This window comes from Vreelandella arcis, assembly GCF_900103865.1.
Taxonomy (GTDB): domain Bacteria; phylum Pseudomonadota; class Gammaproteobacteria; order Pseudomonadales; family Halomonadaceae; genus Vreelandella; species Vreelandella arcis.
The window spans coordinates 37,884-52,679 of sequence record NZ_FNII01000021.1; the positions used below are offsets into that span (position 1 = coordinate 37,884).

Here is a 14,796-nt window from a genome sequence, read left to right on the forward strand (position 1 = left end):
CACTGCTGTCACCCCCATATTAAGCTTTGAACAGTACTCGAATAGTTCAAGAAGGACACTTATGCCCAATGCCAACCAACTGGTTATTCTTGATCGCGACGGCGTGATCAACCAAGACTCAGACGATTACATTAAATCTTTGGATGAATGGATCCCCTACCCCAGCGCGATCTCGGCCATCGCCAAGCTTTACCAAGCAGGGTTTACCATTGCCATCGCCACTAACCAATCGGGTATTGCGCGAGGGTATTATGATGAGGCGACATTGCACAAAATGCATAATCAGCTCGTGAGCCTAGTAGAGTCTGAGGGCGGGCGCATTGCCTATATCGCTTACTGTCCACACGGCCCAGATGATCAATGTACCTGTCGCAAACCACTACCTGGGCTATTGCTAGAAATTCAGCATCAGCTGGGCATAGAGAGCTTAGCGGGGAGTTGGATGGTCGGCGATAGCCTTCGAGACCTTCAAGCAGGTGAAGCGGTGGGCTGTCGACCCGCACTGGTTAAAACCGGCAAAGGAGAGAAGACATTAGCTAACAAGGTTGGCCTCGATAACGCAGTTATTTACGCTGATTTGGCAGCGTTTGCAGACTGGCTGTGCCAGCAGCATAACCCGACTCCTAGGTAGAGCCTTCTACCCTGATAGCCTAATAAGAGATAAAAAAGCGCCGCCCTTTTTAGGAGCGGCGCTTTTTTCAAGCTGCATTTAGCGCGGCTACCGCGCTAGCGTTTCACGTGAAACACTACGCTAAATATCCAAGTTTGCCACAAGTGCATTCGATTCGATGAAATCACGGCGGGGCTCAACTTCATCGCCCATTAACGTATTAAACATCATATCCGCAGCGACGGCGTCTTCAATCGTGACACGCAGCATACGACGGCTATCGGGATCCATCGTAGTATCCCACAACTGATCCGGGTTCATTTCGCCCAGCCCCTTGTAACGCTGCACAGAAAGCCCGCGCTGACCTTCCTGCATAAGCCAGGCAAGGACTTCGGAGAACTGAGAAACAGGCCGCTGACGCTCACCGCGGGCGATATACGCCCCTTCTTCCAACAACCCATTCAGTGTCTCGCCAAGCCCAGCGATTCCGCGGTAATCAGCGCTCTCAAAGAAGTCCAGGCCCCACACGTATTCGGTCGTAACACCATGGGCGATCAGTGATACCGCTGGAAGGTAAAGTCCACGCTCAACGTCTTCCTGGAGATAAAACTGATAACGCGGCCCCCCTTCATACGCCAGCATGTCGTCCATGAATTTTTGCAACTCGGCAATCCAGTTTTCCATGGTAACGCGGTCTTTAAGACTAGCTTCACCCTGTAGTGCCGTGGCATGAACCGTCTGCTTAAGCACTTCAATGGGATAAACACGAGATAGCCGATCAATACGCCTCATAACGTTGCGATATTGATTAACCAAGGTTTCAAGCTGCGAGCCGGTAATGCTGGGTGCATCGGCATTAACGTGTAAGCCTGCCCCGTCGAGCGCTGTCGTGGTCAAGTAATCGACCATGGCCTGCTCGTCTTTTAGATACAACTCTTGTTTGCCACGCTTGATTTTGTAGAGCGGGGGTTGGGCAATAAAGACATGCCCACGCTCAATCAACTCAGGCATCTGACGGAAAAAGAACGTAAGCAGCAATGTTCGAATGTGTGAGCCATCCACGTCCGCATCGGTCATGATGATAATAGAGTGATAACGTAGCTTATCGGGATTAAATTCCTCTCGCCCGATACCACAGCCTAACGCCGTAATCAGCGTGCCAACTTCCGCCGACGACAACATTTTATCGAAACGCGCCTTTTCGACGTTAAGAATCTTACCCTTCAGCGGTAGAATCGCCTGTGTGCGGCGATCCCGCCCCTGCTTCGCACTGCCACCTGCCGAATCACCCTCCACCAGGTAAAGTTCAGACTGGCTAGGGTCTTTCTCCTGGCAATCAGCAAGCTTGCCGGGCAAGCCAGCAATATCCAAAGCGCCTTTGCGACGCGTCATGTCACGTGCTTTACGCGCCGCTTCACGAGCCCGCGCAGCATCCAGCATCTTGTTGACGATCGCTTTGGCTTCGTTTGGCTTCTCAATCAGATAATCCGAAAATAACCGACCCATTTCTTGCTCGACGGCTGTTTTCACCTCTGATGAGACCAGCTTATCTTTGGTTTGCGACGAAAACTTGGGATCAGGCACTTTGACCGAAATAATCGCCGTCAATCCTTCCCGAGCATCATCGCCCGAGGTATTAACCTTGGTTTTTTTTAGCAGCCCCTGGGCTTCTATGTAGTGATTGAGCGTGCGCGTTAACGAGGCACGAAACCCTGCTAGGTGGGCGCCGCCATCTCGCTGGGGGATGTTATTCGTGTAGCAGAAAATGTTTTCGGTGAACGCGTCGCTCCACTGCATCGCCACTTCAACTTCTACGCCATCGTCTCGGACGGCGTTAAAATGGAACACGGGATTCAGAACCGTTTTGTTTTTATTTAAGTGGTTAACGAATGCTTTAAGACCACCTTCATAATGAAACAGCTCTTCCTTACCGCTGCGTTCATCCATTAAGCGAATAGCAACGCCGGAATTAAGGAAAGACAGCTCACGCAGGCGCTTGGCTAAGATATCGTAGTGAAATTCAATATTCCCGAACGTCTTGGGCGATGGCCGAAAATGCACCCGCGTACCGCTATTGTCGGTTTTACCAACCACGCCAAGCGGCGATTGAGGAACACCGTCGCGATAAATTTGCTCGAACACTTCGCCTTGCCGCCAAATCGTAAGTCGCAACTCTTCAGACAGCGCGTTAACCACGGAAACGCCGACTCCATGAAGACCGCCCGAGACTTTATACGAATTATCGTCAAACTTACCGCCCGCGTGTAGGACGGTCATAATGACTTCGGCCGCCGATACGCCTTCGCCTTCATGAATCTCGGTTGGAACACCGCGACCGTTATCGCTAACCGTGACGGATTCATCGGGGTGAATAACCACGCGAATTTCACTGCAGTGGCCAGCCAAGGCTTCATCGATGGAGTTATCCACCAGCTCGAAGACCATGTGATGCAGCCCGGTGCCGTCGTCGGTATCACCGATGTACATGCCTGGACGCTTACGTACTGCGTCCAGCCCTTTGAGCACCTTAATGCTTGATGAATCGTAAGCCTGCTCGCTCATTGACCACTCCGTCGTGAAGTCTGTCTCTATCCGTGTCGTCTACCCATCCGGCGTAAGTTGGCTCAACCCTCGATCTGTATGTTTCACGTGAAACATACTAACGGGCGTTTGAGCCTGCCACGTTTGCATTAACGCTTTAGGTTCGACGCTGGTAATAAATACTTGGCATTGCATATCTTCGAGTAACTGACAGAAACGCAAGCGATGTTGCTCATCGAGCTCAGCAGGCAAATCGTCAATTAAATAGATGCAATGTCGCTGTGATGCACTTTCCAGAAGCCGACCCTGCGCTAATTTAAGCGCACTGACCACTAATTTCTGCTGGCCTCTGGAAAGCACTTCTATTGCGGGCTGCTTGTTTAACTTGATACGCAAATCAGCGCGCTGAGGACCTTGTTGGGTGAAACCCATTTGCTGATCGGTAGCCCGACTCGCGTGTAACACCTCGGCTAAATCGCGCTTCTTATCCCATCCCCTAGCGTAACGGAGCGTTAAACCTGGCAACGGAAGCAATTGATCGAGCGTATCCTCGAAAACAGGCAGAAACTCAGCAAACCAAGCTCGCCTCAGCACATCCATTTGCTCACCCCAGGTCGCCAGCTCTTGCTCCCAAACCGCCAACTCCTGTGGTTCTATTCTACCATGCCTCAAGAGTGCATTCCGATGTTTCAACGCGCGTCGTGTTCGCTTCCATATGGCTAGGAAATTGTGTTTCACGTGAAACACACCCCAATCTAAGAATTCACGCCGACCGGACGGCGACCCCTCCAAAAGGCGAAACGCATCGGGATTAATTAACTGCAGCGGCATCGTTTCAACTAAATCAGCCAGGCGCGCCTTCTTATCGCCCTTGACACGCAGCTCCAGCTCACTGGAGCTGCGTAAACGACGCACCCCAAGGTCAACCTGTGGCTCACCGGCTAAACGGCCGTAGAGCGTCACATAGGGAGCTTCAGTTTGAATAACATTCTTTAGCTGGCGTGTCCTGAAAGATCGACCCATGCCCAGTATATGGATACCTTCGAGCAAGCTGGTTTTGCCACTGCCATTAACACCATTAATCACGTTGATACGGGACGACGGGGCCATATCTACAGTCTGCAAGTTACGCAAACCATCAAAATTAAGTTGAAGAAGCCCCATTAACCCATCACTTGTCTTTAACCGGCACTAGAAAAGTGCTGGCGGCGCATGAGATTTAATCAGCGCCGCCAAGCTATGTTGTCGTTGACAATAATACGTTATAACCGCATCGGCATCACAACGTAGAGAGCATCACCACCACCGGGCTCCTCTAGCAGTGCACTGCTATTGGCGTCAGCGAGAGTAATTTGCACGCGATCCTCATCGAGCACCCCCATAACATCGACTAAATAGCCCACATTAAAGCCAATTTCCATGGACGTTCCCGCATACTCAACGGCGATGTTTTCTTCTGCCTCTTCCTGTTCGGGGTTATTCGCCATGACTTTAAGGTTATTCTCTTCTAAATAAAGGCGTACACCACGGTACTTTTCATTAGACAAGATCGCAGTCCGAGAAAGCACTTGGCGAAGTTCAGCACGTTCTGCAATCAATACCTTATCGCCGTTACGCGGCACGACGCGTTCGTAATCAGGGAATTTGCCATCGATTAATTTAGAGGTGAAGGTAAAATCCCCCGTGTGGGCCCGCACATGCGTCGTTCCCAGCGTTAAGCTAACAGGCTCATCACTGTCGTCTAATAAGCGCGACAGCTCGAGAATACCTTTACGTGGGACAATCAGCTTTTGCGACTGATCAACCGCCACATCAACGGGGCGTGAACACATCGCCAAACGGTGGCCGTCAGTGGCGACAGTGCGCAGCAAATTACTTTGGATCTCAAGTAACATGCCATTGAGGTAATAGCGCACGTCTTGTTGTGCCATCGCAAACGAAGTGGCTTCAATGAGGTGCTTCAGGGTACCACGAGGAACGCTTAGCTCTTGGCTACCTTCGGCATCTTCAATAGACGGAAACTCAGCTGCCGGCAGCGTAGACAGCGTAAAGCGCGAACGCCCACTGCGTAAAACAGCTCGTCCTTCTTCAACCCCTAACTGTATATCTGACTGATCAGGCAACGATTTACATATATCCATCAACTTACGTGCGGGCACGGTCGCCGACCCTTCCTGGTCAACTTGGCTGGCCACAGTCCGGCCTACCAGTTCAACTTCTAAATCCGTACCGGTTAAAGCTACTTGATCGCCTTCGACCTGTATCAACACATTGGATAACACTGGCAATGTCTGACGACGCTCTACCACCCCTGCCACCAGCGTTAGTGGACGTAGCAGCGCCTCTCGGGAAATCGAAAATTTCATCAATACTCCGTTCTATATCCTGAAAGACCTGCTAAAGACAGGTCCGTCCTCGGGTGATTAACTGGTTAGTAGGCGTAATAAATTTTTGTAATCTTCGCGAATGTCCGCGCTTTCTTCTTGCAATGATTTTACCTTGCGGCAGGCATGCAGCACCGTAGTGTGGTCACGCCCGCCAAAGGCATCGCCGATCTCAGGTAAGCTGTGGTTGGTCAGCTCTTTAGCGAGTGCCATCGCAACCTGTCGAGGCCTAGCCACCGAACGAGAACGACGCTTGGATAGCAAATCGGCCACCTTGATTTTGTAATATTCCGCGACCGTGCGCTGAATATTATCCACCCCGACCTGCTTATCTTGCAGAGCCAACAGGTCTTTCAGCGACTCGCGAATAAAGTCTTGGGTAATGGTCTTGCCCATAAAGTGCGAATCGGCAATCACTTTTTTGAGCGCGCCTTCCAACTCACGCACGTTCGAACGAATCTTTTGAGCAATGAAAAAAGCCGCATCATGAGGCAAGTCAACTTTGGCTTGCTCGGCTTTTTTCATCAAAATGGCAACGCGAGTTTCCAGCTCAGGCGGCTCAATCGCCACCGTTAGGCCCCAGCCAAAACGTGATTTCAGACGCTCTTCAACGCCACTGATTTCTTTGGGGTAGCGGTCTGACGTCAAGATCATCTGCTGACCGCCTTCCAATAACGCATTGAACGTATGGAAGAACTCTTCCTGCGAGCGCTCTTTTCCAGCAAAAAACTGAATATCATCAATAAGTAACGCATCGACACTGCGATAAAAGCGCTTGAAGTCATTGATAGCGTTTAGCTGTAGCGCCTTGACCATATCGGCGACGAAACGTTCTGAGTGAAGATATATCACCTGCGCGTTTTCACGGCGCACCGCCAGGGCATTACCCACCGCGTGCATCAAGTGGGTTTTACCAAGCCCCACACCGCCGTATAAAAATAGCGGGTTATAGGCCCCACCCGGATTCTCGGAAACCTGCCGAGATGCCGCACGGGCGAGTTGGTTAGATTTACCTTCAACAAAGGTGTCGAAAGTAAAATTAGGGTTCAGTCCGCTATGGTGCTTGAGACTGCCCTCTACCTGTACTTGACGCTCATTGTTGCGTCGCCCGCCTCCCGAACCGTTTTCATCTCTTAATCGATCAATTTCACGCTCATCCGCAATATCACCACGCGGCGGCGTGTGAACCGCCGCCGACGCCCGGGGTGCCGGGGAGGCGGACACCGGGTTACCCAAGTCGCGAGGCTGCGGAGCAGGTGTCGCAGGACGACGGCTGCCAACGGTCAGGCTGACTTTAGGCGGCTTGGAAGGGGCAAGCTCACGCATTAACTCACTAATCCGCTTGGCATACTTGTCACTGACCCAATCACGCACAAAGCGGTTGGGGGCCAACAAGCGCAGCTCATTAGCCTCACTATCTTCGGCCTGTAATGGACGTATCCATGTATTGAACTGCTGCGAACTCAGCTCGTCCTGCAGGTAATCCAGGCACTGTTGCCAAAGCGCGAGTGACACTCATCTCACCATCAGTTGAAAACGGCCGACCATTGTAGCGCCCAACGGCGTGGTTATCCACACAGGTATTGGCTGATTTAATAACCTGTGGAAAACTTTCTTTTTCACGATAAGGCTTGGCTGTTTAGCTAGCTAACGGTGACTAAAAGCTCATCAAAGCGAGACTTTAATTCACAGCTAATCAACGGCTTATCATCGTCTTTTGCGCAACTTATACACATAATAAAACAACATATAAGCAACTGAATTTGATAGTTAATATCGAGTTGTTAACAAAATGTATCCCCACTATTAGTCACAGCGTCTTATCAACATTGTACGGATACGATAAATGACGTGATAGCGAAACGCAGCGCATCACATCGGGGGCGTCATCTCTGAACATCCGGTCTTTTTTGCAAGGAAAAATTGCACGTGACGTAGGAAGCCTCTACAATTTCCGGTCTTGAATTAAATCTCCCGGCTAGTTCCTCACTGGACCGGGCATTCTGGAATTCATTTTCCGTCCTAAACCACGTGGGAATAACGAGTTATGAAACGCACTTTTCAACCTAGCGTTCTTAAGCGCAAGCGCGCGCATGGCTTCCGTGCTCGTATGGCAACCAAAAACGGCCGTGCCATTATCGCACGTCGCCGCGCCAAGGGCCGTAAGCGTCTGAGCGCCTGATCTCGGATTGCGTGTGCCACATCAAGGGTTTCCCCGGTGCTTTAGGTTACTTAACGCTGGGGATTACCGTTTCGTGTTTGAGCAAGCAGACCTCAAGGTGCATGGCAAAGGGATGATGGCGCTAGCACGCTGGAATACCTTAGGGCATCCTCGCCTTGGCTTAGTGGTCAGCAAAAAAAATGTGAAACTCGCCGTTGATCGAAATCGCTTCAAACGCCTCGTTCGCGAGTCGGTTCGACTACGTCAAGACCAGCTCCCCGCTGTGGATATTGTGGTGCTTGCTCGGCGTGGCGTTCAGGAAGTGGACAACGACGTGTTATTCCGTCAACTCCACGGCATGTGGAAGCGACTTCGGCGCGATGCACAAGCAGCTAATGCGCCTCTTGCTAGCGGCTCAATGCGCGATACTTGATCGGCACCTCATCGCTCTACCTCGGCCTGCCGCCTGGCAGGCTTTCGTGTGTCATAGGTCGAGTAATTGACACTGCGCCATAGCATGTTCACTACCCAGCGGGCAGAACCCTCATGGACGTAAAACGACTAATATTACTGATTCCACTTGCCATCCTGGCTTATCTACTGGTTGTACAGTGGAATCAGGATTACGGACAGACGTCTTACCAATCGTCGTCTGAGATATCGCAAAACCAAACGAGCAGCAGCGCCGTTCCATCGTCGAGTAGCGGGGCAGGAACCGGCGACGATAACGCTGAGAGCTTGGCTGTGCCCAACGAAGGTGGCTCGTCGTCTCAAGAGGCACTGGATAGCAGCGAAAGCGACAGCCGTGACTTTATTGCCGTCACCACGGATGTTTTGGATGTTCGTATTGATCCGCACGGCGGCGATATCGTCTATGCGGCACTGCCGCAGCATAAGCAGGCGCTCGAATCGAATCGCAGCTATATTTTGCTGTCCGATAATCAAACCCGCAGCTACGTAGCCCGCTCGGGGCTTCAGCTTAACGGCGAAGCAAGCCGTATCACCTTTACGCCTGAAAGCAGCGAATATTTACTGGGCGATGATGATGATCGGGTCGAAGTGAACCTGACAGCCAACGTTAACGGTGTTGATGTCATCAAGCGGCTCACCTTCGAACGCGGTGACTACGCCGTTAAGGTAAATTACTATTTGGCCAATAACACTGGTGAGCCCGTTAGCGCTCGCTTTATTGGCCAACTAGCGCGGGACAACAGCCCTGACCCGTCAAGCGGCGTCAGCATGGGCATGAATTCTTATCTGGGCGCGGCCTACTCAACCCCAGAAGAGAACTACGAAAAGATTGATTTCGACGATATCCAAAGCGGCGGGTTCAACAACAAAGAGGCGCAAGGCGGTTGGATAGCCATTATCCAACATTATTTTGTCTCTGCGTGGGCACCGCCTCAGGATCAGCAAAACCTTTACTACGTCTCGACGGATTCACGCGATCGTAACGTTGTTGCCTTTGCCGGCCCTACCCGTGATATGGCAGCGGAAGAAGAAGCCACACTAAGTGCCACGCTGTATATGGGGCCCAAGATTCAGGATCACCTTGAGGAAGTAGCCCCTAATCTACGTTTAACCGTTGATTATGGTTGGCTATGGTTCCTGGCCAACCCTTTATTCTGGCTGCTTGATAAAATCCACGACATCGTGGGCAACTGGGGCTGGTCGATCGTACTGTTGACGGTGCTGGTAAAAACCGTACTGTTCCCGCTCTCTGCCAAGGCCTACAAGTCGATGGCGCGGATGCGCAAACTCGGCCCTGAGATGCAACGTCTCAAAGAGATGTATGGCGATGATCGCCAGAAAATGTCTCAAGAGATGATGAAGTTCTACCAGAAAGAGAAAATCAACCCGCTCGGTGGTTGTTTACCCATTTTGGTTCAAATGCCGGTCTTCATCGCTCTCTACTGGATGCTATTGGAGTCTGTTGAACTGCGCCACGCGCCTTTCATCTTCTGGATTCAGGATCTCTCGGTGAAAGACCCGTACTTTATCCTGCCGATTTTGATGGGCGTTTCGATGTTCGTACAGCAACAACTTAACCCCACGCCGCCTGATCCCATGCAGGCGAAGATCATGAAGATGCTACCCATCATCTTTACGTTCTTCTTCCTGTGGTTCCCGGCAGGCCTGGTTATCTACTGGGTGGTCAACAACATTATTTCGGTGGCGCAGCAGTACTTTATTACGCGCAAAATCGAGCAAGACCCCAGTATTGGTAAAGGCATGAAAACTAAAAAATAAGCCGATACCCGAAGACACCCAGACCCCCGCCCTTGCGGGGGTCTGGCGTTTTAGGGGTAAAAAATTCACACTAGCCTCATTTTCCAGCGAGAAGCGCCATGGCTGACCGACTCTATACCCAAGACACCATTGCCGCCTTGGCAACCCCACCCGGCCGTGGCGGCGTCGGCATCATTCGTGTTTCAGGCCCCGCCTGCCGCGATATCGCCACGGCCATGCTAGGGCACTGCCCAGCTCCCCGCCATGCGCACTATGGCGTTTTTATGGGCGCGGAAAGCAGCATTGACGAGGGCATCGCGCTACTTTTTCCTGATCCGCACTCGTTTACCGGTGAAGACGTATTGGAGCTCCAGGGCCACGGCGGGCCGGTGATCATGGATATACTGCTTGAACGCTGTGTGCAGCTAGGGGCAAGACTGGCAAGGCCCGGCGAGTTTTCCGAGCGCGCTTTTCTCAATGACAAGCTTGATCTTGCCCAGGCCGAGGCGATAGCCGACCTGATCGAGGCGACCTCACGCTCGGCGGCCGAAAACGCGGTACGCTCACTTCAGGGCGAGTTTTCCAATCGCGTATCGGCACTGGTACAGCGCCTTATTGAGCTACGCATATACGTTGAGGCAGCGATTGATTTTCCAGAGGAAGAGATCGACTTTCTCGCCGATGGCCATGTGGCAGGCTTGCTGGACAACGTACGCCATGAACTTGTCGAAGTACGCGCTGCCGCCGGCCAAGGGGCGCTAATGCGCGAAGGCATGAGTGTCGTCATTGCCGGTCGCCCCAATGCAGGCAAATCAAGCCTGCTTAATGCGTTGACCGAGCAAGATACCGCCATCGTCACCGACATCGCAGGCACCACCCGGGACGTGCTGCGCGAACATATTCATATCGACGGTATGCCCCTGCACGTGATTGATACGGCCGGCCTGCGCGATACCCCTGACGCAGTGGAAAAGATCGGCGTTGCCCGGGCTTGGGCAGAGATCGAAAACGCTGATCGAGTGCTTTTACTCGTGGATGCTTCCACCACCGACGCGACCGACCCAATGGCTATCTGGCCAGAATTTGTTGCCCGGCTACCGGATCAGCAGCGCCTCACCCTGGTGCGCAATAAAATCGACACCAGCGCTGAGCAGGCAGACATTGATTTATCCACATCGCCACCCACGGTGCGCTTATCAGCGAAAACCGGACAGGGTGTGGATAACTTAAAGACGCACTTGAAAGACATTATGGGTTTTTCGGCCACCACCGAAGGCCGTTTTTCAGCCCGCCGTCGCCACCTTGACGCGCTTGACCGTGCGATGAACGCTCTTGAAACCGGACGCGCTCAGCTCGATGGCTACGGCGCAGGCGAGTTACTCGCAGAAGACCTACGCAATGCCCAACAGGCGCTCGGCGAGATTACCGGCGAATTCAGCGCCGACGATTTGTTGGGCGAGATCTTCGGCAGCTTCTGTATCGGCAAATAAAACGGCCAAATAGATCGAAGAGCACCCAACTGACCACAAAGGTCATGCAGTCGCTGGCGATTTTGGTGTCCTCAAGCGGTAACAGTGCGAACTAAAGTTCATCGTGCCAGTCACTCATGATTTGGCTTCGCTACCCCTGCTCGTACATCACTGGTCATCTTGGATGATGGTGCCCGGCGGAAAATACATTACTATCCAGAATGGTATAGCACCGCTGATAGCGCGGTAGAACTCGTCCACAGGGAAGCTAAATTGCTCACCTGATTGCCGGAAAATCACGCGAGAGTAATTCTCTGGATGATTGGCTGCGATGTTGTGCTTTCAGATTCACCACCTTCCACGTAGGCGAGTGCCTTCCAGCGATTCGGAGTCTTTATGTTGTAGGCAACCATACATTGACCTATACCGCACCCGTACTCAGCGCTTTCAATAGACCAAAGCACCAGTGGATGGCCATCAATATAAGGCGTCTCCACGTTGCTGAGTTTGGTGGCATTCAACTCCATATCATTGGCAACTTGCAGCATGGCCTGGTCTACCAGATCCAAATACTGCTCATATGCTTGATGTTCTGACGCAACCATCGAAGCAAGCATCCAACCCATAAGGCTTGGTCTCGCCGACGGATTTTCTGGAGTCATCATGATGTGGGTAGCGTTGAACAGAAACGTCTTGGTACCGGACAGATGTCGAAGCGGTGCATCGAATGAAGTCGCAAGACTGACAATATCCAGTAAGGGCACCAACATGTCTTTACCGTAGGAGCGGATACCGTCCTTAGAGTCCCGCAAATCCATATCGTAGGTACCACCGGCTCTCGCCAGGTTTAAAGCCCGAAATTGATTCTTCCGGATCGTAAGCTCGTGAGGTGGCCGCGTAGCCAGCCAGGGCAGCGGCCAATATTGCCGTAGTTAAGGGTGCTAATTTTTTCATTATGTCCTCCTGCTTTTATTAAATATTCCCATGAGGTTGAGAGTATGCAAGAGGAAAACTAAAAATAGTCCATATAAACCAATATTTTGCACATAATAGTACATTATATTAAAAAAAGGCACCCATCAAACTAGATACTGCTCAAATTCATACTAGATCCCAACTTAAAGGTTTGAGCCAACTGGAACCTGAGGCTTGATTGCAGTTTTAATTTGCTGGTAAATATTAATCTGTGTATCTTCTTTAACCTCTAGGGTTACCGCTAAACCGTATGGAATTGACTCATCCAGTTGGTTAGTTGCATCTTTCTTACAGATAATTCTCAAAACTAACGAGTCTCCTTCTTGGAATGCAGCAATCTCGTTTTTACCTTCCAACACTTCGTGTTGAACTGTACCTCTCAATACTTGATTATGGTCAGCATCTTGTCTTTTTACCTTTAAAGGCGTCTTGCCCCAATTAGTTCCACCCGATTCAATATTAAGTTTAGCCTCTCTTAAGTTCCGATGATCGGGATTTATCGGGGATAACCATGCGAGAGTAATGGCAAGACGCCTCCACAATTTTTCGCCAGAAAGATCGCTTGGCAATGGGAACTTATACTCGTGAACTTCATCTTCTCGAATTTCTCCACAACCAATAACCGTAGCCCTTTGGGACGTGCATTCAAGCACTCTTGTTATATCAGGAGTGCCGTATCCCGCATATCTAGATATAACTTCTTTTATCCGCCGAGAGTTAGAACTAGTTTTAAGTGATTGAACTAAAGGTTTCTTTGCACTTTCCGGATGTCTCGCTCCATGTACTAATAACGCTTTAATGACGACACAGATAAGGTCATCTGGGATTTCCTCATTCTCGTCTTCCCTGAGCCTAACCAGCATGTCGTATATATTGATACCGGCACGAGTAGCCAGAGCTGCAGAATTACTCGAACCTTTTGTAAATGCAGTACTTGATAACTCACCTTGTTTTGAACCATCAGATGCAACTCGTTGACCAGGACCTAAAGCTGTAAAGTTGTTGATTTGATATGTAGTATCCCTATCGAGCATAGGCGGATTATAGAGCTGCCTTCCCCCGGGCAGGAAAATTTCTGGTTTTACTGATTTTCGGAACCCATATCCTAATCTTGATATCGGACTGAAAATTTCACTGCTCGGCAGTATATCTTCTCTACCATTTGCGACATATTCTCCAAAATCATCAGCATGCAACGCTCCGATAGTTAAAGAATTTAGCGATTCAGCTGGGGAGATGAGTCTTCTGGAAGACAAATCTTGAGATACAGATCTCAAGAACGAAGATAGCTTTTCATCATCTGTTTGAGCCCGAAAATCATTGTGGTTAACGCCTAAATCAATCGGTTTTATACAATTGCCAGAACTCACACAAAATAAAATTCGATACTTCCAAGATAACCAATCAAGAAGTCTCGCCCACGGACTTGGTGTGTGAATAAAAGGTCTTTCAGGATCTCCCATAGACAAGTTAATCAGTCGAATGCCGGTGGAGTGTGAAGTTTCCGATCCTTCTACTAGGTGTTTTATAGCTATATGAAGCCTATCCTCAAAAAAGGTGTCCTCCGGTATATGCTCGCTTCTATTTTGTGTTTTAGGGTCTGGTTGCATTATTGGAATGCAATATAACTTCCTAGTCAGCGGTTCAGAATATTCAGCACCCATATCACCATGCAGTATTAGCGATGCCATGCTGGTGCCATGCTTTCGATCGCCAGGCTGATAATGGCGCTCTAATTCAAAAATATCATCAATTAGTATCCTTTCTTTTAGGGCATCGTGCTGTAACAGAGGGAAGCCGTCGATAAGGGCGGCTACTGGCCCTTCTTCCGAAGGAATGTCCGGAAAGTCAAACGGTACCCCTTCGTCGTCTTCAGCAGGAGCAAGACTTTGACCTGTTGGACGAAAATACATAATCCCAGGAAATGTTATTAGTTTTATTTCATTACTTCGCTTATCAGTATTATCAATACTCTCGAGTATACTTTTAATACTGCTTGCTGGTAGTTCAGCTTTTACCGCATGAAACGATATTTCAGGGTAATTTATAAACGAACTTAATGTTCGTCCTTAGAGCTCACCTAAACCTGGGATATTCATGAGGGAGTGCTGAAAACGAAGATAGCGAATGGTAAACTCCAATAGAATCATACAGTTCCTGCAAGAACACGATTCCAAGAGGCCATTCGCTATGGGTGAAATCTTATCTCCCTGGACTCCCTCCTGCAACGGGTCTATCCGCGTCGAAATGAGCGGTGAGCGCACCACCAGTGATAGCGGTGCTCTGCTGCTCCGCGAAGCGCTCGACAACAGCGGTGTCATTGACGCACTGGAGGATAATCTGGTCGATCAGCGCGACCCGCAGCGTATCCGTCACTCTCTGGCCAGCCAAGTTCGTACCGTGGTGCTGCAACGGGCCATGGGCTGG

At 50.5% G+C, this 14,796-nt stretch carries 12 protein-coding genes; 6 read left to right on the forward strand and 6 right to left on the reverse strand.

Annotated features, from left to right (window positions below; translation table 11 throughout):
* Window positions 1-61: 61 nt before the first annotated feature.
* Window positions 62-631, forward strand: coding sequence for a D-glycero-beta-D-manno-heptose 1,7-bisphosphate 7-phosphatase (gmhB, locus tag BLR97_RS18000; RefSeq protein ID WP_089708076.1), 570 nt, complete (start codon window positions 62-64; stop codon window positions 629-631).
* A 120-nt stretch (window positions 632-751) separates the two neighbouring features.
* On the opposite strand, the gene gyrB is transcribed toward gmhB, so the two are convergent.
* From gyrB to dnaA, 4 genes are all read right to left on the reverse strand, one after another.
* Entirely contained in the window at window positions 752-3,172 is a 2,421-nt protein-coding gene (gyrB, locus tag BLR97_RS18005; protein ID WP_089708078.1) for a DNA topoisomerase (ATP-hydrolyzing) subunit B, read from the reverse strand.
* 39 nt (window positions 3,173-3,211) lie between these two features.
* Window positions 3,212-4,315 (reverse strand): DNA replication/repair protein RecF, encoded by a 1,104-nt coding sequence (recF, locus tag BLR97_RS18010; protein ID WP_089708079.1) that lies wholly within the window; start codon window positions 4,313-4,315, stop codon window positions 3,212-3,214.
* Window positions 4,316-4,413: 98 nt separating this feature from the next.
* The gene (gene dnaN, locus BLR97_RS18015) at window positions 4,414-5,517 is read right to left on the reverse strand and encodes a DNA polymerase III subunit beta (protein WP_089708081.1); all 1,104 of its coding nucleotides are present in this window, start codon (window positions 5,515-5,517) and stop codon (window positions 4,414-4,416) included.
* A gap of 57 nt (window positions 5,518-5,574) precedes the next feature.
* A complete protein-coding gene (gene dnaA / locus BLR97_RS18020; protein ID WP_089708083.1) occupies window positions 5,575-7,050 on the reverse strand; it encodes a chromosomal replication initiator protein DnaA in 1,476 nt (491 codons plus the stop codon).
* Between the two features lie 532 nt (window positions 7,051-7,582).
* On the opposite strand from dnaA, the gene rpmH reads away from it, so the two are divergent.
* The 4 genes from rpmH (at window position 7,583) to mnmE (ending at window position 11,415) form a co-directional block, all read left to right on the forward strand.
* Window positions 7,583-7,717, forward strand: coding sequence for a 50S ribosomal protein L34 (gene rpmH, locus BLR97_RS18025; protein ID WP_074398078.1), 135 nt, complete (start codon window positions 7,583-7,585; stop codon window positions 7,715-7,717).
* 13 nt (window positions 7,718-7,730) lie between these two features.
* Complete coding sequence (gene rnpA, locus BLR97_RS18030) at window positions 7,731-8,129, forward strand: ribonuclease P protein component (RefSeq protein ID WP_089708085.1); 399 nt, start codon at window positions 7,731-7,733, stop codon at window positions 8,127-8,129.
* A 113-nt stretch (window positions 8,130-8,242) separates the two neighbouring features.
* On the forward strand, window positions 8,243-9,946 hold the full coding sequence (gene yidC, locus BLR97_RS18035) for a membrane protein insertase YidC (RefSeq protein WP_089708086.1): 1,704 nt from the start codon (window positions 8,243-8,245) through the stop codon (window positions 9,944-9,946).
* Window positions 9,947-10,044: 98 nt separating this feature from the next.
* A complete protein-coding gene (mnmE, locus tag BLR97_RS18040) occupies window positions 10,045-11,415 on the forward strand; it encodes a tRNA uridine-5-carboxymethylaminomethyl(34) synthesis GTPase MnmE (protein WP_089708088.1) in 1,371 nt (456 codons plus the stop codon).
* A gap of 275 nt (window positions 11,416-11,690) precedes the next feature.
* Here mnmE and BLR97_RS18045 read toward each other — a convergent pair whose 3' ends face one another.
* Both BLR97_RS18045 and BLR97_RS18050 read right to left on the reverse strand, forming a co-directional pair.
* On the reverse strand, window positions 11,691-12,212 hold the full coding sequence (locus tag BLR97_RS18045; protein WP_244511381.1) for a hypothetical protein: 522 nt from the start codon (window positions 12,210-12,212) through the stop codon (window positions 11,691-11,693).
* A 300-nt stretch (window positions 12,213-12,512) separates the two neighbouring features.
* Entirely contained in the window at window positions 12,513-14,282 is a 1,770-nt protein-coding gene (locus BLR97_RS18050) for a S8 family peptidase (RefSeq protein WP_089708090.1), read from the reverse strand.
* 277 nt (window positions 14,283-14,559) lie between these two features.
* Between BLR97_RS18050 and BLR97_RS18055 the strand changes: the two genes are divergently transcribed.
* Window positions 14,560-14,796, forward strand: a 237-nt coding sequence (locus BLR97_RS18055; protein WP_422821938.1) for a transposase, incomplete at its 3' end; no start/stop codon positions are given.